Origin of the sequence: Herbihabitans rhizosphaerae, from assembly GCF_004216555.1 — a bacterium.
GTDB classification, from domain to species: Bacteria; Actinomycetota; Actinomycetes; order Mycobacteriales; family Pseudonocardiaceae; genus Herbihabitans; species Herbihabitans rhizosphaerae.
Map to the genome: position 1 here is coordinate 440,807 of NZ_SGWQ01000001.1, position 24,443 is coordinate 465,249.

Here is a 24,443-nt window from a genome sequence, read left to right on the forward strand (position 1 = left end):
CAGAACACGGCGGGTCCGGACATCAACCACCATTCTGAGCTGTACCAGTCTGGCCTGCTCCGTCGGTGTGGTCCAAACGGCGCAGGATCACACCTTCGCGCAGGGCCCACGGACAGATCTCCAACTCGGTCAGCGACAGCGCCTTCATCGTGGCCTGGGCCACCAGCGCACCGGCCAAGAGCTGGTGCGCACGGCTCGGGCTGACGCCCTCCAACTCGGCCAGATCCGCCGCCGACATGCGGGACACGAACGCCAGCAACTGCCGCAATCCGGTGTCGGTGAGCGCCCGGCGCACCCGCGATCCGGCCGACGACGGCGCCGCGCCGGTCAGCCGGGCCAGCGAGCGGAACGTCTTGGAGGTGGCCACCGCGCGGTCCGGCTCGCCCAACTTGTGGATCTTCTTCGCCACCGGGGCCAGCTCGTCGGCCAGCCACTCGGTGGTCTCCTCGATGTCCTTGCGCTGCGGCGGGTCGCTGGAGAAGCGCTTGCGGGTGAGCCGCCCGGCGCCCAGCGGCAGCGACACGGCCAGCGTCGGGTCCTCGTCGAAACCGGTGGCGATCTCCAGCGAGCCGCCGCCGATGTCCAGCACCAGCAGCCGGCCCGCCGACCAGCCGTACCACCGGCGCGCGGCCAGGAAGGTGAACCGCGCCTCGTCCTCGCCGGACAGCACGCGCAACTCGACGCCGGTCTTGTCGGCCACGAAGTCGAGCACGTCGCCGGCGTTGTTGGCCTCGCGCACGGCGGACGTGGCGAACGCCATCATCTCCTCGCAGCCGAGCGCCTCGGCCGACCGCTTCGCCGCGTTAACCGTCTCCACCAGCTCTTCGGCACCGATCTTGGACAGCCGTCCGTCCGGTGTGATCCGCTCGGCCAGCCGCAGCACGGTCTTCTCCGACCGGGTCGGCATCGGGTGGGCGCCGCGATGGGCGTCCACCACGAGCAGGTGCACGGTGTTCGAACCGACGTCTAGCACCCCAAGTCGCACACGCTCGACCGTACCTGGGATCGACCGCAACGGATCGCGCCGAGGGGGCGTCTTAGTGGCGTGGACTTCGGCGTGCTCGGGCCGGTCGAGCTGCGGCACCAGGGGCGGGAGCTGTCGACGGGCAGCGCCCGCGAACGGTTCGTGCTGGCCACCCTGCTGCTCAACGCGGGTCGGACGGTCGCGGCCGGCGGCCTGATCGACGAGCTGTGGGACGAGCCGCCGGCCTCGGCCAAGGCGCAGTTGCACAACCTGATCAGCGGCGTGCGCAGGCGGCTGCGCGGCGCGGGCGGCGACCTGATCAGCACCCGTCCGCTCGGCTATCGGCTGGACCTCGGCGAGCACGGGCTGGACCTGCACGAGTTTCGCCGGCTGGGCGCGCTCGGGCGGCGGGCGGCCGACGCGGGTGAGCACCTGCGCGCGACGGCGGCGTTCGCCGAGGCGCTGGCGCTGTGGCGGGGTCCGGCGCTGGCCGATCTGCCGGACGGGCTGGCGGTGACCGCGCGGCAGGCGCTGCAGGAGGAGAAGCTGGCCGTCGCCGAGGCGCGGCTGGACGCACAGCTCGCGCTCGGCCGCTATCACGAGGCGGTGCGCGAGGCGGACGCGCTGGTCGTGGACCACCCGTACCGCGACCGGCTGCACGAGCGGCGGCTGCTCGCCCTGGTCGGTGCCGGGCGGCGGGCCGACGCGCTGGCGATCTACCAGCGCACCCATCGCCGGTACAAGGAAGATCTCGGCGTCGAGCCGGGCCGGCAGTTGCGCGAGCTGGCGCTGCGGATCCTGCATGGCGAGGGGCTGCCGGCACGCAAGGCCCCGCCGCCGATCCCGCGCCAGCTCCCACCCGTGACCGCCACCATGACCGGCCGGGACACGCTCCTTGACGAGATCACCACCGCGCTGCAGGCCCCCGGCACGCCGCCGGTGGCTGCGCTGGTCGGCCAGGGCGGGGTCGGCAAGACGACGCTCGCGGTGGCGGTCGCGGACGCGCTGGCCGACCGGTTCCCGCGCGGGCAGCTCTACGCCGACCTGCGCGGCAGCCACGAGCAGCCGTGCGACCCGTACGTGGTGGCCGGCCGGTTCCTGCGCGCGCTCGGGGTGGCGGGTGCCGCCGTGCCGGAGGACCGCGACGAGCGGATCGCGCTGTACCGCAGCCAGCTCGCCGACAGCCGTTGCCTGGTGGTGCTGGACGACGCGGCGAGCGAGGAGCAGGTGCGACCGCTGCTGCCGGCCGGCGGCGCGTCGGCCGCGCTGGTGACTTCCCGGCGCCGGCTGGCCGCCCTGATGGGGGCGGCGCGCTGGACGATTCCGGTACTCGCGCCGGACGAGGCGCGGTCGCTGTTCGCCGCCGTGGTGGGCGCCGAACTCGAGCCGGCCGCGGTGGAGCGGATCCTGGGGCTGTGCGGGCGGCTGCCGCTGGCGGTGTCGATCGCGGCGGCCCGGCTGGCGGTGCACCCCCGGTGGACGGTCGACGGGCTGCTGGAGTCGCTGTCGGAGGAACACGGGCGGCTCGACGAGCTGGCCGTCGGCGACCTGGACGTGCGCGCCACGATCTCGCTGAGCTACCGCGCGCTGGACGGCGAGGCGCGTGCGGTGTTCCGGCGGCTGGGCATGGTCGCCGCGCCGGACTGGCCGGCGTGGGTGGCCGACACGCTGCTGGACGGCCGGCGCGGGCGGGTGGCCCTGGACGCGCTGGTCGACGTGCACCTGGTGGAGCCGCTCGGGCCGGACTCCGTCGGGCAGCCCCGGTTCCGGATGCACGATCTGGTCCGCGAGTACGCCGTGGAGCGCGCGCTGGCCGAGGAGCCGGCGGGCGAGCGGGCCGCGGCGCTGTCCCGGCTGTGCACCGGCTGGCTGAGCCTGGCGACCGTGGCGGACCGGCTGGTGCCCGGCGGCCCGCCCGACACGGCGTCGGACGCGGTGCCGCCGCGCGGGGCCGACAAGCTCGTGCGGACCCGGCCGCTGGACTGGTTCGAGGCCGAGCGGGTGGGGCTGGCCGCGACGGTCGGGCAGGCCTGCGTCGCCGGCGAGCCGGTCACCGGCGGTCGGCTGGCGCTGCGGATGTCGGCGTTCCTGGCGCTGCGCGCGCACGACGACGACTGGGTGCGGGTGTTGCGGCGGGTGCTCGGCCACCTGCGCGGGACCGGCGAGCACGAGTTGCTGGCGCTGCTGCTCGGCGAGCTGTACGAGGCGTACGTGCGCACCGACCGGATCACCGAGATCGGCGCGATCGCCGAGGAGGAGCTGGCCGCGGCGAACCGGCAGGACGACTGGCGGCTGCTGGTGCGGGCGCTCACCCACGCGGGCCGGGCGGCGCGCGCGGTCGGGCGGTTCGCGCGGGCGCGCGAGTTGTTGGACCGGGCGGTGGCGACCGGGCGCGGGCACGACGACGCGGGCGGCCTGGTCGCCGACGCGCTGCGCGGGCTGGCGAACACGCATCGCCGGGCCGGCCGTCCGGAGCGGGCGATCCCGCTGCTGGAGGAGGCCGACGGCTACGCTGCCGCGCACCCCGGCGTGCGGCACAGCCTGGGGCTCGCGCTGATCGACCGCGGACGGCCGGCCGAGGCGGAGGCGGTGCTCGGCGCGGCGCTTCGGGCAAATACCGAGGTGGGCAACGACGTCGGTGTCGCCTACGTGGAGCTGGCGCTCGCGGACGTGGACATCCGGGCCGGCCGGCTGGAGCGTGCGGCCGAGCGGCTCACCAGGGCGGCGCGTACGCACTGCCGGCTCGGCAACCGGGACGGAACCGCCGAGGTACTGCGCGCCAGGGCTGATCTCGCGGCGGTGCAGCGCCGGTGGCGGGACGCCACGGAGGCGGCCTACGGCGCGCTGGAGGCGTGGGACCGGATGGGCTCGGTGATCGACGTGGCGGCGATGCTGGCCCGGCTGGAGTGCCTGCACATCATGACGGGCCGCACGATGGCCGCCGCTGAGTGCCGCGACGAGTACCGGGCGATCCTGGCCGACCTCGACCTGGACGAGTCATGCCTGCGCGTGCCGCCGTTCCTCACCCGCCCGGGCACCCACTCCACTCGTGACACCGCCTAGCCAACCCGCGAGTCCCGCGCCCTGCACCGGCGAGTCCCGCGCTGTGCACCCGCGAGTCCCGCGCCGTGCACCGGCGAGTCCCGCGCCGTGCACCGGCGAGTCCCGCGCCGTGCACCGGCGAGTTCCGCGCTGTGCACCCGCGAGTTCCGCACCGTGCACCGGCGAGTCCCGCGTTCGTGCTGCCTGAACGCGGGACTCGGGGTGTCTGAGCGCGGGACTCGCGGAACGTCAGGACTCGAACTTGTAGCCGAGGCCGCGGACGGTGACCAGGTGGCGCGGCGAGCCGGGATCGGGCTCGATCTTGGAGCGCAGCCGCTTCACGTGCACGTCCAGCGTCTTGGTGTCACCGACGTAATCGGCACCCCACACGCGGTCGATCAACTGCCCGCGGGTGAGCACCCGGCCGACGTTGCGCAGCAGGTACTCCAACAGGTCGAACTCCTTGAGCGGCAAGGAGATCTCCAGCCCGTCCACGGTCACCACGTGCCGTTCGACGTCCATCCGCACCGGGCCGGCGGCCAGCACCTGCGGCAGCAGTTCGCCGTCCGCGCCGGCCTCGCCGCCGCGCCGCAGCACCGCCCGCACCCGCGCGATCAGCTCGCGCGCCGAGTACGGCTTGGTCACGTAGTCGTCCGCGCCGAGCTCCAGCCCGACGACCTTGTCGATCTCGCTGTCCCGTGCGGTCACCATGATCACCGGCACGGCGGAGCGCTGCCGCAGCGCCTTGCACACGTCGGTGCCGCTCATGCCGGGCAGCATCAGGTCGAGCAGCACGATGTCCGCGCCGTTGCGGTCGAACTCCTCGAGCGCCTGCTGGCCGGTGGCGGCCACCGCGGCGGTGAACCCCTCCTTCCGGAGCAGGAACGCGAGCGGGTCGGCGAACGACTCCTCGTCCTCGACGATCAACACGCGGGTCATGACACTCCTTCGTGATCGGCACCGCCGTCATCGGTCCTGTCCGACGTCGCACTGGCGACCGGGACGCCCCGACTCTTGGTGCGCGGCAACGGAACCGCCGCGCCATTGGTGTCCTGAGTGGACTGTTCGCCATCCTTGCGCCGGTGCGCCGGGATGCGCAGCGTGAACGTCGACCCGGTACCCGGCTTGCTCCACAGCCGCACCTCGCCGCCGTGGTTGGCCGCGACGTGCTTGACGATGGCCAGCCCGAGCCCGGTGCCGCCGGTGGCCCGCGAGCGCGCCTTGTCCACCCGGTAGAACCGCTCGAAGACGCGCTGCTGCTCGTCCTCGGCGATGCCGATTCCCCGGTCGGTCACCGCGATCTCCACGAAGCCCTCGGCGAGCCGGCGGCTGATCGACACCGGACTGCCCGGCGAGGAGTAGGCGACCGCGTTCTCCAGCAGGTTGCTCAGCGCGGTGACCAGCAGCGTGCGGTCACCCTCGACGAGCAGCCCGCTGGCCGTGTCGCTGGCGATCTCGATGCCGGTGGACTCGGCGGCCAGCCGGGCCCGCCCGAGCGCCTCGCGCACGACCGCGTCCACCTCGACGGTGTTCATGTCCGGCAGCCGCTCGGCGCCCTGCAGCCGCGACAGCGCGATCAGCTCGGTGACCAGCGTCCCGAGGCGGGTGGACTCGTGCAGGATCTTGTTGGTGAACCGGCGGACCTCTTCCGGGTCGTCCGCCGCGTCCAGCACCGCTTCGGCGAGCAGCGCCATCGCGCCGACCGGGGTCTTGAGCTCGTGGCTGACGTTGGCCACGAAGTCGCGCCGGGTCGCCTCGAGGCGCACCGCGTCGGACTGGTCGGCCGCGTCCACCACGGTGAACCCGTCGCCGAGCGATCTGACCTCGCCGAGCACCGCCTCCGGCTGCCGCCCGCCGCGCGAGCCGAGCGGAGACAGGTCGATCTCCATCGCGTCGCCGGTCTCCCGGACGGCCTCGGCCGCCTTGCTGGCGCGCTCGTCCACCCGGTTGTTGCGCACCACGCCGAGTGCCGCGGCGCGCGGGTTGTGCAGCACGACGTCGCCGAAGTGGTTGAGCACCACGACGCCGCTGTGCGAGGAGTGGACGAGCCGCTGAACCAGGGCGGCGACGGTGGGGCCGGCGGGGCGGCGGTCGATCGCCGCGCGCCGTGCGCGTCCGATGAGGAACCCGACGAGCACGCCCAGCAACGCCGCGACCGCGACCGTCGCGAGGATCGCCGTAGTGCTCACGGCCGCATCGTAAGCGCCTCACAGGCGATTACCACCAGTCCGAATGCCGATCCGTGACGCTGCTGACAGCGATGACGGCGGTAATTCGCCGCTCCGTCAACCTGTGTTCACTCGAACGTGTCCATCCCGTGCGCCTACGTGCGTTGAGCGTTGACCGCCGGCGCCTGATCGATCGCGGGCGCCTCCGTGGCGGGCGGTTCCGCCTGCTTTTCCACCGCGCCGGAAAGGCCGGCCGTGACGATCGCCGCGACCCACACGGCGACGACCGTGGATTTCGAGTACTTGCGCATGACGATTCCCCATTCCCCCGTGACTTTCCACCGCTCCCCAGCGGCGCCCCCAGTGACTCAAGGTTACGCCTCACGCACAGGGAGCGGGAATCACCCGAACGTGTCCTCCGCCGCACGTTCGATGATCGCCCGCGCCTCCGCGCCGTACACGGCGGCCTTCGCGTAGTGCGAGAACAGATCCAGGTAGGTGCTGATCTCCGACGGCTCCGACAACGTCAGCGCCGCCGACATCGTCTCGACGTGCACCTCGTCGTCGTCCTTGCTCCAGAACCCGTGCATGGGTGGATCAAGCCCAGGGCGGACGAACGGGATGACGCCGAACCGGATCACTCCGGAGCTGACCGCGCCGACCAGCCGGTCGAGCTGCCCAGCCATGACGCCGGGCGGGCAGAACCGGTACCGCAGGACCGCTTCGGTAGCCACCATGTGCACCCGCACGGTCGGGTCGTACAGAACATGCTGCCTCGCCATTCGAGCGGCGACCGCCTGATCGAGGTCGTCGCGCCCGCCGCCATGACCACGGCCCGTCGCGAACATGTAGCGCGCGTATTCGGGTGTCTGCAGCAGACCGGGAATCACCGTGTCCTCGAATCCCCGGATCGTCGTGAGGGTGGACTCCTGCTCGGCAAGGCGCCGCTGCGGCCCCGCCATGCCCGCGCGGTACTTGCGGCGATTCTCGACGTAGTGGCCGTCCAGGTTGCGTGCGGCCGCGATCAGGTCGTCGACCGCCTCCGGCACGCCACACGCCCGCGCCCAGGCGCGGAGGTCGTCGTCGGCCGGGGTCTGGCGGCCGCCCTCGATCTTGGAGATCTTGCTGGACGGCCAGCCGGTAGTTCCCGCCAGTTCGCGTCCGGTCAGCCCGGCGTCCTGGCGCAGCACCCGCAGGCGCTGCGCCAGGAGTTCACGGGCTTTCTGGAAGCTGCTCACTCATCCACGACGCCGTGCATGGCGGCGAACTCGTCACGCGACACCGAGTAGTGCCACGCGGCATCGAAATGGTGCAGCTTCGACACGATCTCCGCTGGGTCATCAACGAGTTCCCACGCGGTGAACCAATCATCGTCGTCGAAATGGATGATCGCGGCAGTAGTCGCGTCGAAGATCCAATAATCCTGGTCCGGCAAGTCGAGGTCGAGTTCCTCGGCCCGGCGACGTGGGAGATAACGAATCTCGTCGCCCGCCCGCACATTGACTTTGGCCAGACCCAGGAGATACCTGGCGTCGAGCGAAAGCGGTTCGGTCACAACGCGGACGCGCTGTATCCGTTTCCCCCGCGAACGCCAGCCGCTCACCTTGTCCACCCAGGGATCGAGATACGAGAAGTCGGTCAGTTGACCGGCGGCGTAGAGCTGCCGTCGCGACTCGTCCTCCGGCTTCGTGTTGTAGGTGTCACGCGGCTCAAGCCGGCGGGCGGTGTACCGGTAGCTCTCGAACAGATCGTTGACTTCGCCGTCCGTCAGAGTGCGCCCCATCAGACTTGCTCCACCAAGACGAATGTGCCGCGATCCAACCTCACGATGAACTTCTCCTCACCCTGTGTCGATCAGCCGTCGCTCAGAGCGTATCGGCGGCCGGGCGCGGCAGGGAGGAAGTTGCTCGGGATTGCTTCCGGGTCAGCGGCCCTGGTTGGCCACGGCGGCGGCGGCCGTCGCGGCGGCATCGGGGTCGAGGTAGGTGCCGCCGGGGTTGAGCGGGCGAAGCTCCTCGTCGAGGTCGTAGCGCAGCGGAATGCCGGTCGGGATGTTGAGCCCGGCGATGTCCTCGTCGGACACCCCGTCCAGGTGCTTCACCAGCGCGCGCAGCGAGTTCCCGTGCGCGGCCACGAGGACGGTCTGCCCGGTGCGCAGGTCCGGCACGATCGCCGAGTCCCAGTACGGCAGCAGCCGTGCCACCACGTCCTTGAGGCACTCGGTGAGCGGCGCGTCCGCACCCAGATCGGCGTAGCGCGGGTCGGCGTCCTGGCTGAACTCGGTGCCCGGTTCGATCTTCGGCGGCGGCGTGTCGTAGGACCGGCGCCAGAGCATGAACTGCTCCTCGCCGAACTCCTCCAGCGTCTGCTTCTTGTTCTTGCCCTGCAGCGCGCCGTAGTGCCGCTCGTTGAGCCGCCAGTCGCGCTTGACCGGGATCCAGTGCCGGTCGGCGGCGTCCAGCGCGAGGTTCGCGGTGGAGATCGCCCGCCGCATCAGCGAGGTGTGCAGGATGTCGGGCAGCAGGCCCGCGTCGGCGAGCAGCTCGCCGCCACGCACGGCCTCGCGTTCGCCCTTCTCGGACAGCGCGACGTCCACCCATCCGGTGAACAGGTTCTGCGCGTTCCACACGCTCTCGCCGTGACGGAGCAACACCAGGGTTCCGACTGCCATGCCGACAGCCTGCCAAACGCGCTCCGGCCAGCACCAACCACCCGGTCGAGCACGTGATCAAACGTGAGACGGACTCAGAGTAGACCGTTCGGCCGATGTCGTGACCAAATAGTTACCTACAGAGAGCGATATACCTCGATTGGGTTAACCATTCGTCTTGTGATCCCCGTCCGGTTCTGCCAATTTGGCAACGCTCAGCCGGACCGGCTCCCACGCACTCCCCGGTCCGGTGGAGTGCAGCGTGGCTCGTCTCCCCTGCCGAGCCACGCCCCGCCCTGGAGAGCCGGAAGCCCCCCGACCGGACTCCGAGAGCGGCGGGACACACGCGGGGCGGCTCGGGAATCGCGACTCCCCCTCGCCCGAGCCGCTCCGCGGGGGGACCTCACTCCACCATGTGCTTGAACGCCTGCAGGTTGGCCAGCGACTCACCTCGGGACGTGCGCCACTCCCACTCGCGCCGGATCGAACTCGCGAAGCCGATCTCCAGCAGCGGGTTGAAATCGCCGTCGGCCGCCTCCAGCACCTGCCCGAGCAGCCGGTCCAGCTCGTCGGCCGTGACCGCGTGCAGACCGACCCGCCCGACCAGATAGATGTCGCCGACCGAGTCGATCGTGTAGTGCACGCCGTAGAGCTTCGCGTTGCGGCGCAACAGAAAGCGGTACACGTCCTCGTGCGCCTCGTCCGGCCGCCGGCACACGAACGCCTCCACCACGAGTGCGTGCTCGCCGACCAGCAGCCAGCAGTTCGTCTGCAACTTCTTGGTACCGGGGAGCGTCACGAAGAACCGGCCGGGCTCGGGCCGCTGGTAGCTCAGCTCCCGCTCGTCCAACGCGGACGCGATGGTGCGATCCAGCTCCTCGACCGACGTCACGAAGCGACCTCCTCCAGCTCACGGTGAAAGGCCAGCCTGGCACCCGCGTACCCGGCCAGCAACGCGTCGGTGGTGCGCTCCCAGGAGAACCTGGCCGCGTGCGCGACCGCGCCGGCGGCCAGCCGCACGCGCGTGGCCGGTCGCACCGCCGAGGCCAGCGCGTCGGCCCACGGACCCGGCTCGTGCCCGTCCACGAGCAGCCCGGACACGCCGTCGGCCACCGCCACCGGCAGGCCGCCCACCCGCGCCGCCACGACCGGTGTGCCGCACGCCTGCGCCTCCAGCGCGACCAGCCCGAACGACTCGTTGTGACTCGGCACCGCGACCACGTCGGCCGCCCGGTACACGGCCACCAGCCGCTCGCCGGCCTGCGGCGGGACGAACCGCACCACGTCCGCGATACCCAGATCGGCGGCCAGCTTCTGCAGCGACGCCGGCTCCTCCAGCCCGGTGCCGGACGGTCCGCCGGCGACCAGGACCACGAGCCGCTCGCGCGGCACCGCCCCGTCGGCGATCAGCCGGGCGGCCGCGCGCAGCAGCACGTCCGGCGCCTTCAACGGCTGGATCCGCCCGACGAACGCGAGCACCACGGCGTCGCGCGGCACGTCCAGCAGCGCCCGCGCGGCGGCGGTGTCACCAGGGGTGAACACGTCCAGGTCCACGCCGGGCGACACGGTGCGCACCCGGTCCGGCTCGGCGCCGTACAGGCCGGCCAACTGGACCGCCTCGACGCCGGTGTTCGCGATCAACTGGTCGGCCGCGTCCACCACCTGCTGCTCGCCGATCTCCCGCACCCGCGGCTCCGGGGTGTCACCCTCGGCCAGCGCCGCGTTCTTCACCTTGGCGAGCGTGTGCGCGGTGTGCACGAGCGGCACGCCCCAGCGCTCCCGCGCCAGCCAGCCAACCTGCCCGGACAGCCAGTAGTGCGAGTGCACGAGGTCGTAGTGGCCGGGCTCGTGGCGGGCCTCGGCGCGCAGCACACCGGCGGTGAACGCGCACAACTGCGACGGCAGCTCGGACCGGTCCAGCCCCTCGAACGGGCCGGCGTGCACGTGCCGCACGAGCACGCCGGGCGCGAGTTCGGCGACCGGCGGCAGATCGGACGAGGTGGCTCTGGTGAACACCTCCACGGCGGTGCCGCGCTGGGCCATCCGGCGCGCCGTCTGGGTGATGTAGACGTTCATGCCGCCGGCGTCACCGGTGCCGGGCTGCTCCAGCGGAGACGTGTGCACGGACAGCACGGCCACTCGTCGGGGGCGGTGCAAATGGACAAGCGAGTCCACCGTCACGGTCCTTCCTCAGCGCGCACACCGTCCGGCGAAGGAAGCGAGTTCGGCATCGAATGCCCCCACTTGTTCGACGAACGGCAAATGGCCAACCGCATCGAACCAACGCTTTTCGGCACCCGGAATCTTCCCGAGCGCGTACTCGCCGGACCTGGGATCTACCACGGCGTCCGCCATACCGTGCATGACCAGGGACGGAACGGTGACCGACGCGAGCGCCTCGGCCCGGTCCGCGTCGCGGCGGAACATCACCATCCGGTCGCCGGGGCGCACTCGCAGGAAGTCGGCGAGTGCCGTCTGATCGTGTCCCTCGGGCACCGGCCCGGTGAACGAGGACGCGGTGAACGCCTGGAACGCGTCAACCAGTTCGCGAGTGTTGGGTGTGCGCAGCCGGCCGATCAGCTCTCGCATCGCCGGGCCGGTCACGCCGCCGGGACGGTCCCGCCCGATCTCTGTGATCGCGCCGACCAGCGCGATCCCGGCGAGGCCCGCGCACCCGTGCCGCGCGAGGTAGTCGGCGATCACCAGGCCGCCGTAGGACCAGCCGACCACGACCGCGGGCGCGCCGGCGTGCGCGAGCACCGCGGCGAGATCGTCTGCCCAGACCTCCGGCTCGCCGTAGCCGCCGTTCGCGTCACCGGGGTCGCTCGACCCGCCGTGTCCGCGCAGGTCCACGGCGATCCGCCGGAATCCGTCCAGCTCACCGGGCCGCATCTGGAGGTGCCAGGCGCGCGCCGAGGCACACCAGCCGTGCACGAACACGATCGGCGGCGCGGCCGGGTCACCGGCGGAGTGCACGGCCAGACGCACTCCACCGGCGCCGGCCAGGTACGCGCTGGTGATCACCGCAGAGCGGACATCGACTGCCACTGCGGCCAGGGGAACAGCCAGTCGTTGACGTCGGAACTCCTCGGCATGGTGGCCTGCGAGCCGGTCACCTCGACCGGATCGCCGACCATCGCGCTGTCGAAGTACGCCTTGGCGTCCGGCTCCAGCAGGTTGGCGCAGCCGTGCGAGGTGTTGACCTTGCCGATGTTGCCCCGGTTCTCCTCGTTCTCGTGGATGAACTCGCCGTGGTTGGAGAACCGCACAGCCCACTTCTTCCACACATTGACGTAGCCGTAGCGGGCGTTGTCGAACCGCTCGGTCGGCGCCTTCGCCATCACGATCATGGTGCCGTTCGGCGTGTTCAGGTTCGGGTCGTGGTCCTTGCCGAAGCTCGCCGGGTAGGTCGCCACGGTGGCGCCGCCGCGCTGCACGACCATCTGGTGCGACGGCGTGTGCAGCTTCACGACCTGGTTGCGGCCGATGGTGAACTTGGTGGACACGTCGGCCCGGCCGTAGGCGCCGTTGCCGTAGTCCAGGCCGTACAGCTTGGCGTTCACCGTGACCTTGGTGTTCGCCGGCCAGTAGTCCTTGGGCCGCCAGTCGACCTGCCGGTCGTGCAGCCAGCCCCAGGAGCCCTCGACCGGCACCGAGGTCTGCACCAGGAGCGCGCGCTCGACGGCGGCCTTGGCGGCCTTGCTGGCGACCGGGGTGTCGAACTTGACGCTGACCGGCATGCCGACGCCCACCGTGGCGTTGTCGCCCGGGTTGAGCGTGGCGCGGATCTGCTTGGCCGGGTTCATCGTGGTGAACGAGCCCCGCAGCTCGACGGTCTTGTTGTCGGTGCCGGTGGCCTTCGCGGTGTAGGTGTAGGTCTTGCCGAACCCGAGCACCTCGGTGTTGGTCCAGCTCAGCTTGTCGGGCGCGATCGCACCGGCGACCGGCTTGCCCTCGCTGTTGGCCAGCGTCGCCTCGGTGAGCGTGCCCTCGACGACGGTGAGCTTCACCGGCGCGGTGACCGGAACTTCCTTCGCGTCCAGCAGAGGCTCGGCCAGGATCTTCGCCTTGGGCGGCGCGTCCGGCGTCTTGTCCCCGCTGCCGCTGGTGCCGCCCCCACCACCGTCACCGTCACCCGTACACCCGGCGAGCACGAACACTCCGAGCAGTGCGATCAATGCCCCGAGAACTCTGAACCGCACCTGCACGCGTGTACCCCTCACATGAACCTCCCGCAAATCGCCCCTACCTGTGAAGACGCTCCAACCCCCAGTCGGTGGCCACACTCCGAGTGTGACACTCGTCATAACCCCCGACCAGGCGACCCGGTCACACCGACCGGCACCATCGGACCGTGAACACGACACGACCGACCGCCGTGGTGACCGGGGCGAGCGCGGGGATCGGCGCCGCGACCGCCCGCGTGCTGGCCGAGGACGGATTCCACGTAGTGCTCGGAGCGCGGCGGCTGGACCGCCTCACCGCGCTGGCCGACGAGATCGACGGTACGCCGATATCGCTGGACGTGACCGACGCCGAGTCGGTGGAGGCTTTTGTCACACGGGTGCCCGAGTGCCGGGTGCTGGTGAACAACGCGGGCGGCGCGCGCGGGCTGGAGCGGGTGGACGCCGCCGACGAGGACGACTGGCGGTGGATGTGGGAGGCCAACGTGCTCGGCACGCTGCGGCTGACCAAGGCGCTGCTGCCTCGGCTGATCGCGTCCGGCGACGGGCACGTGGTGACGGTGACGTCGGTGGCCGCCACCGAGATCTACGACGGCGGCGCGGGCTACACCAGCGCGAAGCACGCCCAGTCGGCGCTGCACCGGACGCTGCGCGGCGAGCACCTCGGCGATCCGGTGCGGTTCACCGAGATCCTGCCCGGAATGGTGGAGACGGACTTCTCGGTCACCCGCTTCGGCGGCGACGCCGATCGCGCGGCGAAGGTGTACGAGGGTCTGACGCCGCTGACCGCCGAGGACGTGGCCGAGGTGATCGGTTTCGCGGTCGGCCGGCCGTGGCATGTGAACCTGGACCAGATCGTCATGAAGCCGCGCGCGCAGGCGTCGGCGTCCCGCGCGCACCGGGAGTGAGCCGGCCGCAACGCCTCTCGACGGGTCGAGCCCGCTGAACCCGTTAGCTTGGCGAACGGGTTCAGCGGGCTCGACCCGTTAGCTTGGCGAACGAGTCACGCTGTGACGCGCCTGCGCCGCGACAGCACCAGCAGCCCGGTGCCGCCCACGATCAGCGCGGCGCCGAGCCCGGTGAGCGGGCCCGTGTCCACGCCGGTGCTGGCGAGCTTGGTCGTGCTCGCCGACGAGCCGGAGTAGTCGCCGGTGTTGCCGGAACCGCCCGCGCCGGGTGGCGGCAGGGACGCGCCGTCCTTGGCGATGCTGACCGTGACCGGGTCCAACTCGGCGCCGGCCTGGTAGAAGCCGGCGAAACCGGACGAGCCCTGCGGGGTCAGCACCGCACGCATCGCCGAGTAGGTGGCGATCCCGTTCTGGACGGTCGGCGTGCCCAGGGTCAGCGTGGCGAACACGACGTCGTTCAGCTCGACGAACTCGTTCGGGTTCTGCAGACCCTTGCTGCGCACGTCGAGCAGCAGTTCGGCGGTCGAGCCGGCGAACCGCATCCTCGGCTGGGAGATCGTCAGGTCCAGCAGCCCGTTGTGGCCGGTGAACCGCACCCCGCCGCCGAACACGACCTCGTCGTCGGTGCCGGACGTGAGGTTGGTCCACACGAACGGGCCGCCACCGGTGACGCCGTCCAAGGTCCACGAGCCGTGCGCGATGGATCCCTTGATGTAGTTGCGGAACGACTCCTTCACGCCCCACTCCAGGCGTGCCGAGGTGACCGCGCCGGCGGGCGGCGGCGCGGGCTGAGCCGGCCCGGGACTGGGCGCCACGCTCGGCTGACTCGGGCTGGACGGCGTGGTCGGTGTGGTCGCGAATGCCAGTGGGGTGAACAGCTCGTGCGCGGCGTTCACCGCGCCACCCGCCGCGTAGGTGATCACGCCACAGGTGTCGGTCCTGCAGTCGACGCCCTGGCTCACCGCGGCGACGTCGAGCGTGCCGGTGAACGTGCCGTCCGGTTTCAGCTCGACGTAGTCCGGGTTGGTGCCGGCCGGATCGACGATCGCCCGTGACGCGGCGGGCAGCACCCACTTCTGGTCGAGCACGGTCCGCGACGACGACGGCGCGCCCTCCGACGGCCGCCACGGCTGCGTGATCTTCGCGAACACGAGGTAGACGCCGGTCGGCTTGCCGGCCAGCGGCGGCCGGGTGCCGACGTTGGCCGCCGGGTCGAACCCGCTGCCGGTGACCGTGATCGTCTCGCCGGCCGGGTCGATGCCCGACGTCTTGCTCGCCTTCACCACCGGCTGCCACACCGGCTTGGGCGCGGTGGTGACCGAGAAGGTCAACGGGTCCAACGCGGTGCCCGCCGGGTAGAAGTCGGCGAACGCGGGCACGCCCGCCTCGGTGAGTGTGGCGCCCACATCCGTCGCGGTGATCGTCCCGTCCGTGGCGATCAGGTCGGTGTCGGCGAGCGTGGCGAACGCGACGTCGTCGTAGGTCACCAGCTCACCGGTGGAGCGCGACTTGCTGACCACGTCGGCGACCAGCGTGCCGCCGCTGCCGGTAAGGGTGACCCGGATGTCGGTCATGGTGATGTAGAGCTGCGTGTCGTGGCCGGAGAACTCGATCTTCCCGGCAAAGGCGAGCTTCGCGGTGTCGGCACCCGCGTCGGCGTCACCGCTGGCGGACGGAAAGCGGAACGTGCCGTCGGCGTTCGCCGTGGCGCCGTCGCTGGTCGTGATCGTGCCGTGCGCGATCGGGCCGGTGATGTACTTGCGGAAGGACTCCTTCACGCCCCAGTCCAGGTGCCCGCCGGTGACGGGCGACGGCTCGGCGGTGGCCGTGCCGGTGAACAGGCCCAGCGTGCCCACCGCGGCGACGAGTGCCGCGGCCAGGACGCGGGCGACCGGTCTGCGCCGGTCGTTTCGAGTTGTCATGCGAGCTGCTGCTCCTTCGGGTGATCGGGTGGGGGGGCGATCAGTCGGTTCGGCGATTCCCGCGTGCGCGGATCACGAGCACGGCGATGGCGGCGAGCAGGACGGCCGCGCCCGCCCCGATCCACCAGCCGGTCCGGTCGGGCCGGCTTTCGGTCTCGGGCGAGGCGGTGTTCTGGACGGCCACGCTGGACACGGTCGTGGTGACCGGCGGGGGCGGGGCGGACGGCGTGCTCACCGTCGTCGGGAGTGGCGGCGGCGCGGGCTGACCGAAGGTGAGGCGCACCCTGGCGTCCTGGGAGCGGTCCGCGGCGCGAGTGTGATCGGTACGGGTCACCACCGCGCAGGCGACCTTGGTGCAGTCCGTGCCGGTCACCGGGTCGCGGGAGGCCACCGACAGGGTGACCGAGAAGCTGCCGCCCGGCCCGTACGGCTTGGCGAGCCCCGCGCCGTAGGGCGGCGGATTGGACGAGATCCACGCCGAGCCGCCGCCCGCGCCACTCGTGTCGACACCGCCGAGGCACGGGCTCGGCACCTGGCCCGGCCCCTTGTCGACGCACACCGCGACGTAGATCCCCTTGGTGACGTCGAAGCCGGTGCCGCTGACGGTGACCTTGTCGCCGGCCGGGTTCAGGCCGGTCGATCGCGAGACGGTGATGCCCGGGGCGGCCCACGCCGGCTGCGCCAGCACGAGCATCGAGGCGGCCACCGCGCCCAGTACGCCGACGATTCGTCTACTTGGCACTGGAGGTTCGCCAATCGCTAGGTTAGGCTCAGTTAACTAAGGCGAGCCTAACCTTCGGAGGTCGCGCGTGACAACGGCCGATCTGGCAACCGACCGCTTCTCGGTCGTCCTGCGCGAGGCCACCAGGGAGGAGCACGAGCGCACCGAGTCGTCCCGATTCGTGGCCGAGTTGCTCGACGGCAAGCTCGACCGTCGCGCCTACGTCGCGCTGCTGGAGCAGAGCTACCTCTTCTACTCCGTGCTCGAAGAAGCCGGCGACCGGTGGCGCGGCGACGAGATCGTCGGCCCGTTCGTCTCCGACGCGCTGCTGCGCCGCGGCGCACTGGAGGCCGACCTGTCGTGGCTGTCCGGCTCCCGCTGGCGCGACGGCCTGGTCACACTGCCCGCGACCCAGCGGTACATCGACCGCCTCCGCGAGGTCTGCTTCACCTCGCGCGGCGCGTTCGTCGCGCACCACTACACGCGCTACCTCGGCGACCTGTCCGGCGGGCAGATCATCCGGTCCAAGCTGCGCTCGATCTACGGGCTCACCCGTGACGGCGTGCGGTTCTACCTGTTCGACGAGATCCCGAAGCCGAAGGTGTTCAAGGACGGCTACCGCGAGCTGCTCGACTCGACTCCGTGGGCCGCCGGTGAGCGGACCACCCTGCTCGGCGAGGCCAACGAGGCGTTCCGGCTCAACCGTGGCGTGTTCGACGATCTCAGTGCCGGATGTTGACTCGTCTCGGCAGTGTCCTCATCGCGCTGGTGCTACTCGCCGGGTGCGGCGGCGCCGGCGCCTCGGGCAACCAGGGCCAGCCGTCCGCGCTGACGTTGACCGGACCGGCGACCGCGCGGATCGCCGACGAGGACGTGCGTCCGATCGCCACCGGCGTCCAGCCACGGTTGCCGGTGACCGTGCGCTCGCACGACGGCGCCGAGGTGCGGATCACCAGCGTGGACCGGATCGTCGCGGTGGACCTCTACGGCACGCTCGGCGAGATCGTGTTCAGCCTCGGCCTCGGCCGGCACCTGGTCGGGCGCGACTCGGCAACCGGGTTTCCCAGCGCGGCGCACGTGCCGGTGGTCACCTCCGGCGGCCATGACCTGAACGCCGAGGCGATCCTGGACCTCAACCCCACGGTCGTGCTGACCGACACCAGCATCGGGCCGCCCGAGGTGCAGCAGCAGTTGCGCGCCTCCGGAATCCCGGTCGTGTACTTCAACCCGCGGCGGACACTCGCCGCGGTGCCCGATCACATTCGCTCGGTCGCCGCCGCACTCGGCGTGCCGGACGTCGGCGAGAAACTGATCGCGTCGGTGAACGGCGAGATCGCCGCGGCCCGTGCGCTCGCCACGCCCGGCACTCGCCCGCCGAGGCTGACCTTTCTGTACGTGCGCGGCTCGGCCGGCGTGTATCTGATGGCCGGGCCCGGGTCCGGCGCGGACGAGATGATCAAGGCGGTCGGCGCGGTGGACGTGGGCACCGACATCAAGCTCGGCAAGCCGTTCGTGTCGATCACCAGCGAGGGTCTGCTCAACGCGGCGCCGGACGTGATCCTGGTGATGAGCGCCGGGCTGGCGTCGGTCGGCGGCATCGACGGCCTGCTGCGCGTGCCCGGTGTCGCGCAGACCCCGGCCGGCCAGGCGCGGCGGATCGTCGACATCGACGACACGGACCTGTTGAGCTTCGGGCCGCGCGTCGGCCGGACGATCACCGCGCTGGCGACGGTGCTGTATGGCGGTCGTTGAGGCACGACGGCGGGTGGCCGCGCCGCTGCTGCTCGCCGGGCTGGCCGCCGCGCTGCTGGTGATGATCGTGGTCGCCGTAGGCAGCGGGCAGGTCGCGATCCCGCCGCTGGAGGTGCTCGGGTCGTTCCTGCACGGCATCGGGATCGATCTCGGTCCGCTGCCGTCGCACCCGCAGGGCGACAACGCGCTGTGGGCGGTGCGATTCCCGCGCGTGGCGATGGCGGTGATCGTCGGCGCGTGCCTGGCGGTGGCCGGTGCGCTGCTGCAGGGCGTGTTCGGCAACCCGCTCGCCGAGCCGGCCATCATCGGCGTGTCCTCCGGGGCCGCCGTCGGCGCGTGCGGCGTGATCGTGTCGGGGGTGAGCGCGCTCGGCAGCGTGACCGTGCCGGTCGCCGGATTCGCCGGCGGGCTGGTGACCACGCTGCTGGTGTACGCGCTGGCCAGGTCCGGCGGGCGGACCGAGGTCGTGACGCTGGTGCTCACCGGGATCGCGGTCAACGCGTTCGGATTCGGGGTGATCGCGTTCCTGACCTTCGTCGCGGACCCGCAGGCGCGTGAGCAGATCATCTTCTGGCAACTCGGCAGCCTCAACGGCGCGACCGGCACAGCCGTCGTGGCGGCCCTGCCGCTGGCCGTCGCCGGCCTCGCACTCGCCGCCGTGGTCACCGGCAAACTCGACCTGCTCGCACTCGGCGACGGGCCCGCGCGCCACCTCGGCGTGCACGTGGAACGCCTGCGGATCGTGGTCGTGGTGGCCGTGGCGCTGCTGGTCGGCGCGGGCGTGGCGTTCGCGGGGATCATCGGATTCGTCGGGCTCGTCGTGCCACACGTGATCAGGATGATCGCCGGCCCGGCGCACCGGCTGCTGGTCGCCGCGAGTGCCCTCGGCGGCGCACTTGTCCTGGTGAGCGCGGATCTCTTGGCGCGCACCGCCGTGGAGAACGCCGACCTGCCGCTGGGCATGCTCACCTCGTTGGTCGGCGGCCCGTTCTTCTTCTGGCTGCTGCGGCGCACGCGGAGCCGGCAGGGCGGCTGGGCATGACGCTCGCATCACTCTCGGACGTGTCGGTATCCCGCGGCGGCCGCCCCATCCTGCGTGATGTCTCGCTGTCCCTGCCCGCCGGCGAAATCCTCGCCGTCGTCGGCCCGAACGGCGCCGGCAAATCAACACTTGTGGGCGCCTTCGCCGGCGATCTACCAGTAACAGCCGGCACTGTGACGGTGGACGGCCGCCCCGTGGACCAGTGGCGCCCCCGAGAGCTGGCCCTACGCCGATCAGTACTCCCCCAACACACCGCAGTGGCCTTTCCCTTCACCGTCGAGCAAGTCATCGAAATGGGCCGCGCCCCTTGGGCCAGAACGCCACTCGCCGCCGAAGACGAGCAAGCCGTCGCCGAAGCGATGGCTCTCACCGAGATGACCGACTTCGCCGGCCGCACGTTCAGCACCCTCTCCGGCGGCGAACGAGCACGCGCGGCCCTCGCCCGAGTGCTCGCCCAGCGGACGCCGATCCTGCTGCTCGACGAGCCGACCGCCGCGCTCGACCTGCGCCACCAGGACCTGGTGCTCACCGCGGCGGCGAATCGAGCGGCGACCGGCTGTGCCGTGCTGGCCGTGCTGCACGACCTGAACCTGGCCGCCGCCTACGCGGACCAGGTGGCCGTGGTAGCCGACGGCCGGGTGCGCGCGTGCGGGCCACCGTCGACGGTGCTCACCAGCGAGTTGCTCACGGAGGTTTACCACCGCGAGGTGGAGGTCATGGCGCACCCGCGCTCAGGCACCCCCCTCGTCCTCCCCGTCCGCTGACCTCAACGGCTCCCGTGGACCGAATTCGTGGTAGAAGTCGTCAGGTCAGCCGCTTTCTTCTACTAAACGATAGCGGTTCAAATGCGCCAGGCTCAGCAGCGAATTTTACGAAATTGATCCCGCCTTCACGGGTGACCATCCGCAATCTCGTCAGATATACCATTATTGTAAAAGGGGCACGCGCGGGTCACACACCCGCTACCCGCGAGGCGAGGTTCAGTCGGCAAGCGTGTCGCTCTCGTCCACAAATGCGTAGTAGCTCATGCTCCACGGCCGCAAAAGGGCGCGCATGAATTCTGGCCCCGCCGAATGGGGTACAACACGCCCCTCCCGCTCAAGAACAATGCCGTTGTCGTACATATCCTCCGCCAGCGCCTTACGCCGAGAATCGAGCACTGTGAGCGTCACCTCTTCGTCTCGCAAGCGGAACTCCGCAACACGCTTCTTTTTATCGCCGACTCATACATAAAGAGAGACAAGACGTGACACTCCATTCGGTACCAAGGTCACCCTCACCTCAATTTCTCGGCCACATACTTAGTATTTAATCTTGCCTAGCTAGACCAGACCGCCAATAATGCCATAACATCGACATCATTACGGCACCAATCAAATACACCGTCACACTCGCCGTCGACACGTTAGCAAGACTGACAGAGCTTATATCATCCGCTTTCGTCCACAAATCGATAGCGGCTCAGATGTGACAGGCGCAGCAGCGCCCTCATAAAATGAGCTCCCTCATCACGGACAACCATTCTCTTGGCACGTTCGTCAGAGACACCGTTGTCATAGAGTTCGCGCGCAAATCGACCGCCCCGCTCAGTATTATGCACAACCAGTTCGACCCCACCGCTCCGATTCCATCGAAACTCTGCAGCACGCAGCGGCTCATGGTCCGCACCCCATGTATAGAGCGCGACACACGTCGGTGACGCATCATCTCCCGTCATTTTGCCCCTCTCACAGTACGCCAGTAGGCGTCCGTGATCACACCTGGCCATGCATCTCCAGTGATCATACCGCTCTCCTGTATTTCACCTAATCGAGCGATCCCGTCAGAAGCCGCACTACCGCGAAGCCCGGTTGCTGCAAGCAGATCGGCCACCTCGCCAAGGTCAATCGACCTTACCTTGGCGAGAAGTTCCTCGGAAAGAGGGACATTCAAGTTGTGTGCAACATACGAGGAGCGTAGCTTGTCCGCCGCCGTCTCCGGAAAACAGTATCCATGGTCGATCGCCACAAAGTTTCCTTCGGGGCTAGTGAGGTTATTTCCCGGATGTCTGTCGGTATTGGCGGTTATGTAGTCTAGAACTGCTACCTGCTCCTGCTGGTAGCGCGGATAATCTTCAGGCGGCCGCCCATCCGTCGAATCCTGCCACTGCTGCACGGAGCCCAGGCCCCGATGCCCATCCGCAAAGGCGGTTGTAGGAACGAGACCAAAACCGAGCTTCTCATCTAACCGAGATACGGCAACCTCGCGCGCCGCCATCCCATCGGCAGGAATACTCTCACGTATACTTGCATCCGCACCAGCAATGGGCTTGTAGACCCCATGAGACCCGTCACTGAACGTGACATCGAATGCTTCGTTCACATGCTCACCAGGCTTAAGCTCGCGAACCTGGACAACTTGCTTACTCCTTTCATGTAGAGACTGCTCGACTTCACTCAGGATGTGCCGAGACACCTTCGGTGAATTCGCGTTAAGACGATCTCCAATTCTCGTTTCTGCATTCGGTTGGTCTGCGCGACGATCCACATCAGAGACCACTTCACCCCGAATGCCAGATTTGGCCAGGCGTTGGTTCGTGGAGGTAAATCTTTCTGTGTTCCGATGCTCGGTCTCACGGTAGGTCTTGGCGGCCTGGGCGGTCTTGGCGTGCGCGGCGTCGACGGCAGTGGCGCCTTTGTCGAGGTTGTCGCGAGTGGTGTCCAGGTGGGTCTGGGCGCTGTCGGCGAAGGTGGAGCCGACCAGTCCGTAGCTTTCCCGGCCGACGCTGACACCCGCCAGCGACCGCAACACGCCCTGGACCTTTCCGCTCGTCGCCGCCATTCGGCGAGCCACGGCGTCGATGTTGTCCGGTGTGACACCGGTGCCTTCGCCTGGCGGTCGCGCGTCAGGACGGGGAGTCCCCGCGTCGGGCGGCCGCCCGCTGTCGCCGGTGTCGCGGCGGGAGGTTGAGCCAGCATCCGTCCTGCGACGCGGGGTCACGGCTGGGCTCCGGTGCCCGGCTGCTGGGGCGCGGCGTACGGCTTGGCGCCCTGGTACACGGCCATTCCGATGTCACCGACGTCGGCGAACCGCTCCAGGCCCTTGGTCAGCTTGCCCATCGCCTCGGACAGCTTCGCCAGCCGGCCGCCCTGCCTGGCCAGCCCGCCGAGCAGCTTGCCGATCTTGGCGGCGATCTTCGCGGCGGTGGCGGCCGCCCTCGTCACGGCGTAGCCGACGAACGCGGCGATCGAACCACCGAAGGTGATCATCGCGGACGCCGCGGCGATCAACGCGCCCTTGATCAGTTCGGCGACCACCGAGGAGACCAGATCGAAGACGATCCCGCGCAGAACGGTCACCAGCGTGCCGGACACCCCGACCACGGCCGCCGTGCCGTCGACGGTCAGCCCGAGGCCGTCCAACTCCTCGGCCATCCGCTTCATCGTGCCGTGGTACGCCTCGCCCGCGTCACCGCTCCAGTCGGCCACGGTCGTCAGGTCCTGGCGATGCTCGTCCGCGATCGTGCGGATCTCGGCGGCCGCGGTCTTCAGCGCGTCGATGTTGGCGTTGATCTCGTCCGGGTTGCCCAGCAGCGCGTCCAGCGGTTCACGCAGGAACTTCACGTGCTCCAGCAGCCATCCCACGCCCGCCGACAACACCGCGCCGACCGGGTCGATTGCCGCGCCGACGGTGTCGGTCACCGCTCCGGCGGCGGAGATCGACACGTCGAGCACCTGCTCACCCTCGGACTCGGCATCGCTGGTGAGCGAGGAGATCAGGCCCGCGTACGAGTCCAGCATCGCGCCTCCTATGGCTTCTTCCGCCGCAGGAACGTGTCCCGCTCGCTGAAGTCCTCGTCGTCCTCGGCCGGTCGGGAGCGCTTCGGACGCGGCGCCGGCCGGGGCGGGCTCTCCTCGACCGGCTCTTCGCTGCCGACCACGATCCGGCGGCCGACGCTCGGTGCCTCCGGTTCTTCGGGTTCCTCCGGCGGCACATAGCTGGTGACCATCCGCAGTGCCTCGGAGTCCTCGCCCGCCAGTGGTGCGAACGCCTCGGCGACACGAACAGCGGCCGAGCGTTGTGCCTTGCGCGCCAGCGCCATGATCTGCGCTGCCAATTCACCACCGGGTCGGCGCGCCGCCGCGTCACCGATCTCGAGACCGGTCAGCGCGCCGTTCGGTGCCACGGTCACCCGGAGCGAGCCGTCCTTGGACACCTCGGTCGCCCCGGCCTGCTCCAGGTTCTGCTCGAACTCCGCGGCCTTGCGCCGCACGTCGGCCACGGTCGACTCGAACCCGGCCAGCCACTCCTCAGGCGTCATCGCGTCAGCATCTCGTGCAGCTCGCGGAGTTGCCTGATCAGGTCGACGTCGGTGCCCGGCCCGACATCGAGATAGATCACCCCGTCGGCAGGCGTGTGCCTGGCGCGGTACCGACCGCGATCCGTGTCCGCATAGCGCAGCGGGTACTCGGACGTCAGGTAGCGATCCCGGGAATCGCGCACGCCCGCGTACAGTTCGCCGCTGCCCCGCACGGGAAGATCCATGATCTGCCGGATCTGCCGCGCCTCGGGACTGGCACGCCGAATCGCCACACCACCGGGCGCTCGCGTACGGCCTGACGCCGACGTGGCGGCGAGTTCCTTCGTCGACACTCGCAGCGGCGAGACATCAGCCGGCCGGACGTCGGGCAACTGGTACACGAGGGTCTCGGCCAGCTCGTTCGCGTTCGGAATCTGGCTCAACCACACCGTGTCCTGCTGCCGCATCGCCAGCACGGCTTCCCGTCCGATGGCCGCGGCGACCACGCCGGTGATCAGCTCGGCATCGTCGTCCCGGTGGCTCACCCAGCCATAGAACTCGGTGGCGGCGCGGCACAGCACGCGAAGAGTGGTCTCCACCTCGACGTCGAGACGCCCTCGGCGGTCCAGCCACCCGAGCCTGTCGCATTCGTCCCGGACCTCGCGTTCCCGTTCCGCGCGAGCCTCATTCGGGCGCCACACCACTTCGGCGAGCGTCAAGTGCAACTCGCCGAGGTTGTGCAGCTCCGCGATATCGGCCAGCAGCCGCGCGTCGACCCGCGCCGCGGCGGGCAACACCATTGAACCCCCAG

General features: G+C 70.3%; 24 protein-coding genes. 6 read left to right on the top strand and 18 right to left on the bottom strand.

Annotated elements, in window-relative coordinates; genetic code table 11:
• Window positions 1-22: 22 nt before the first annotated feature.
• On the bottom strand, window positions 23-985 hold the full coding sequence (locus EV193_RS02320; protein ID WP_130342256.1) for a Ppx/GppA family phosphatase: 963 nt from the start codon (window positions 983-985) through the stop codon (window positions 23-25).
• Window positions 986-1,045: 60 nt separating this feature from the next.
• On the opposite strand from EV193_RS02320, the gene EV193_RS02325 reads away from it, so the two are divergent.
• Window positions 1,046-4,027, top strand: coding sequence for an AfsR/SARP family transcriptional regulator (locus EV193_RS02325; protein ID WP_130342257.1), 2,982 nt, complete (start codon window positions 1,046-1,048; stop codon window positions 4,025-4,027).
• 228 nt (window positions 4,028-4,255) lie between these two features.
• On the opposite strand, the gene EV193_RS02330 is transcribed toward EV193_RS02325, so the two are convergent.
• The 10 genes from EV193_RS02330 to EV193_RS02370 form a co-directional block, all read right to left on the bottom strand.
• Window positions 4,256-4,945, bottom strand: coding sequence for a response regulator transcription factor (locus EV193_RS02330; RefSeq protein WP_130342258.1), 690 nt, complete (start codon window positions 4,943-4,945; stop codon window positions 4,256-4,258).
• Window positions 4,942-6,195, bottom strand: coding sequence for a sensor histidine kinase (locus EV193_RS02335; RefSeq protein WP_242613091.1), 1,254 nt, complete (start codon window positions 6,193-6,195; stop codon window positions 4,942-4,944). The genes EV193_RS02330 and EV193_RS02335 overlap by 4 nt, the downstream gene beginning before the upstream one ends.
• 134 nt (window positions 6,196-6,329) lie before the next feature.
• On the bottom strand, window positions 6,330-6,485 hold the full coding sequence (locus EV193_RS33050; protein WP_165401183.1) for a hypothetical protein: 156 nt from the start codon (window positions 6,483-6,485) through the stop codon (window positions 6,330-6,332).
• 90 nt (window positions 6,486-6,575) lie between these two features.
• Window positions 6,576-7,412, bottom strand: coding sequence for a helix-turn-helix domain-containing protein (locus EV193_RS02340; RefSeq protein ID WP_130342259.1), 837 nt, complete (start codon window positions 7,410-7,412; stop codon window positions 6,576-6,578).
• Window positions 7,409-7,957 carry a DUF6879 family protein gene (locus EV193_RS02345; protein WP_130342260.1) on the bottom strand — a complete coding sequence of 183 codons (549 nt, stop codon included), beginning with the start codon at window positions 7,955-7,957 and terminating at the stop codon, window positions 7,409-7,411. The genes EV193_RS02340 and EV193_RS02345 overlap by 4 nt, the downstream gene beginning before the upstream one ends.
• Before the next feature lie 141 nt (window positions 7,958-8,098).
• Complete coding sequence (locus EV193_RS02350; protein WP_130342261.1) at window positions 8,099-8,845, bottom strand: phosphoglyceromutase; 747 nt, start codon at window positions 8,843-8,845, stop codon at window positions 8,099-8,101.
• A gap of 382 nt (window positions 8,846-9,227) precedes the next feature.
• On the bottom strand, window positions 9,228-9,716 hold the full coding sequence (locus tag EV193_RS02355) for a type III secretion system chaperone family protein (RefSeq protein ID WP_130342262.1): 489 nt from the start codon (window positions 9,714-9,716) through the stop codon (window positions 9,228-9,230).
• Window positions 9,713-11,005 (bottom strand): D-inositol-3-phosphate glycosyltransferase, encoded by a 1,293-nt coding sequence (gene mshA / locus EV193_RS02360; RefSeq protein ID WP_130342263.1) that lies wholly within the window; start codon window positions 11,003-11,005, stop codon window positions 9,713-9,715. Before mshA ends, EV193_RS02355 begins: the two co-directional genes overlap by 4 nt.
• Window positions 11,006-11,014: 9 nt before the next feature.
• Window positions 11,015-11,872 carry an alpha/beta fold hydrolase gene (locus EV193_RS02365; RefSeq protein ID WP_242613092.1) on the bottom strand — a complete coding sequence of 286 codons (858 nt, stop codon included), beginning with the start codon at window positions 11,870-11,872 and terminating at the stop codon, window positions 11,015-11,017.
• Window positions 11,845-13,047, bottom strand: a complete 1,203-nt coding sequence (locus EV193_RS02370; protein WP_242613093.1) for a L,D-transpeptidase — start codon at window positions 13,045-13,047, stop codon at window positions 11,845-11,847. The genes EV193_RS02365 and EV193_RS02370 overlap by 28 nt, the downstream gene beginning before the upstream one ends.
• A 131-nt stretch (window positions 13,048-13,178) precedes the next feature.
• Between EV193_RS02370 and EV193_RS02375 the strand changes: the two genes are divergently transcribed.
• The gene (locus EV193_RS02375; protein ID WP_130342265.1) at window positions 13,179-13,916 is read left to right on the top strand and encodes an SDR family NAD(P)-dependent oxidoreductase; all 738 of its coding nucleotides are present in this window, start codon (window positions 13,179-13,181) and stop codon (window positions 13,914-13,916) included.
• A gap of 95 nt (window positions 13,917-14,011) precedes the next feature.
• Here EV193_RS02375 and EV193_RS02380 read toward each other — a convergent pair whose 3' ends face one another.
• Both EV193_RS02380 and EV193_RS02385 read right to left on the bottom strand, forming a co-directional pair.
• Entirely contained in the window at window positions 14,012-15,838 is a 1,827-nt protein-coding gene (locus EV193_RS02380; protein WP_130342266.1) for an HtaA domain-containing protein, read from the bottom strand.
• Window positions 15,839-15,878: 40 nt separating this feature from the next.
• Window positions 15,879-16,580: a hypothetical protein gene (locus EV193_RS02385; RefSeq protein WP_130342267.1), complete on the bottom strand. Its 702-nt coding sequence runs from the start codon at window positions 16,578-16,580 to the stop codon at window positions 15,879-15,881.
• Window positions 16,581-16,647: 67 nt separating this feature from the next.
• On the opposite strand from EV193_RS02385, the gene EV193_RS02390 reads away from it, so the two are divergent.
• The 4 genes from EV193_RS02390 to EV193_RS02405 are packed head-to-tail and all read left to right on the top strand — an operon-like array spanning window position 16,648 to window position 20,117.
• Entirely contained in the window at window positions 16,648-17,298 is a 651-nt protein-coding gene (locus tag EV193_RS02390; RefSeq protein WP_242613094.1) for a biliverdin-producing heme oxygenase, read from the top strand.
• The gene (locus EV193_RS02395; protein WP_130342268.1) at window positions 17,292-18,311 is read left to right on the top strand and encodes a heme/hemin ABC transporter substrate-binding protein; all 1,020 of its coding nucleotides are present in this window, start codon (window positions 17,292-17,294) and stop codon (window positions 18,309-18,311) included. The genes EV193_RS02390 and EV193_RS02395 overlap by 7 nt, the downstream gene beginning before the upstream one ends.
• Window positions 18,298-19,353: a FecCD family ABC transporter permease gene (locus tag EV193_RS02400; RefSeq protein WP_130342269.1), complete on the top strand. Its 1,056-nt coding sequence runs from the start codon at window positions 18,298-18,300 to the stop codon at window positions 19,351-19,353. Before EV193_RS02395 ends, EV193_RS02400 begins: the two co-directional genes overlap by 14 nt.
• A complete protein-coding gene (locus EV193_RS02405; RefSeq protein WP_130342270.1) occupies window positions 19,350-20,117 on the top strand; it encodes a heme ABC transporter ATP-binding protein in 768 nt (255 codons plus the stop codon). The genes EV193_RS02400 and EV193_RS02405 overlap by 4 nt, the downstream gene beginning before the upstream one ends.
• A gap of 216 nt (window positions 20,118-20,333) precedes the next feature.
• Here EV193_RS02405 and EV193_RS02410 read toward each other — a convergent pair whose 3' ends face one another.
• The 5 genes from EV193_RS02410 to EV193_RS02430 form a co-directional block, all read right to left on the bottom strand.
• Entirely contained in the window at window positions 20,334-20,540 is a 207-nt protein-coding gene (locus EV193_RS02410) for a hypothetical protein (RefSeq protein WP_130342271.1), read from the bottom strand.
• Between the two features lie 526 nt (window positions 20,541-21,066).
• Window positions 21,067-22,185 carry a protein kinase family protein gene (locus EV193_RS02415; protein WP_130342272.1) on the bottom strand — a complete coding sequence of 373 codons (1,119 nt, stop codon included), beginning with the start codon at window positions 22,183-22,185 and terminating at the stop codon, window positions 21,067-21,069.
• A gap of 143 nt (window positions 22,186-22,328) precedes the next feature.
• The gene (locus tag EV193_RS02420) at window positions 22,329-23,132 is read right to left on the bottom strand and encodes a WXG100 family type VII secretion target (RefSeq protein WP_130342273.1); all 804 of its coding nucleotides are present in this window, start codon (window positions 23,130-23,132) and stop codon (window positions 22,329-22,331) included.
• A gap of 8 nt (window positions 23,133-23,140) precedes the next feature.
• Complete coding sequence (locus tag EV193_RS02425) at window positions 23,141-23,653, bottom strand: YbaB/EbfC family nucleoid-associated protein (protein WP_130342274.1); 513 nt, start codon at window positions 23,651-23,653, stop codon at window positions 23,141-23,143.
• Window positions 23,650-24,432: an ESX secretion-associated protein EspG gene (locus EV193_RS02430; protein WP_130342275.1), complete on the bottom strand. Its 783-nt coding sequence runs from the start codon at window positions 24,430-24,432 to the stop codon at window positions 23,650-23,652. The genes EV193_RS02425 and EV193_RS02430 overlap by 4 nt, the downstream gene beginning before the upstream one ends.
• Window positions 24,433-24,443 lie beyond the last annotated feature (11 nt).

Bases quoted from the DNA above. Each gene is read 5' to 3' on its own strand.
- EV193_RS02330 (WP_130342258.1), bottom strand. From the start codon at position 4,945: ATGACCCGCGTGTTGATCGTCGAGGACGAGGAGTCGTTCGCCGACCCG.
- EV193_RS33050 (WP_165401183.1), bottom strand. From the start codon at position 6,485: ATGCGCAAGTACTCGAAATCCACGGTCGTCGCCGTGTGGGTCGCGGCG.
- EV193_RS02345 (WP_130342260.1), bottom strand. From the start codon at position 7,957: ATGGGGCGCACTCTGACGGACGGCGAAGTCAACGATCTGTTCGAGAGC.
- EV193_RS02350 (WP_130342261.1), bottom strand. From the start codon at position 8,845: ATGGCAGTCGGAACCCTGGTGTTGCTCCGTCACGGCGAGAGCGTGTGG.
- EV193_RS02380 (WP_130342266.1), bottom strand. From the start codon at position 15,838: ATGACAACTCGAAACGACCGGCGCAGACCGGTCGCCCGCGTCCTGGCC.
- EV193_RS02395 (WP_130342268.1), top strand. From the start codon at position 17,292: ATGTTGACTCGTCTCGGCAGTGTCCTCATCGCGCTGGTGCTACTCGCC.
- EV193_RS02400 (WP_130342269.1), top strand. From the start codon at position 18,298: ATGGCGGTCGTTGAGGCACGACGGCGGGTGGCCGCGCCGCTGCTGCTC.
- EV193_RS02405 (WP_130342270.1), top strand. From the start codon at position 19,350: ATGACGCTCGCATCACTCTCGGACGTGTCGGTATCCCGCGGCGGCCGC.
- EV193_RS02420 (WP_130342273.1), bottom strand. From the start codon at position 23,132: ATGCTGGACTCGTACGCGGGCCTGATCTCCTCGCTCACCAGCGATGCC.
- EV193_RS02425 (WP_130342274.1), bottom strand. From the start codon at position 23,653: ATGACGCCTGAGGAGTGGCTGGCCGGGTTCGAGTCGACCGTGGCCGAC.
- EV193_RS02430 (WP_130342275.1), bottom strand. From the start codon at position 24,432: ATGGTGTTGCCCGCCGCGGCGCGGGTCGACGCGCGGCTGCTGGCCGAT.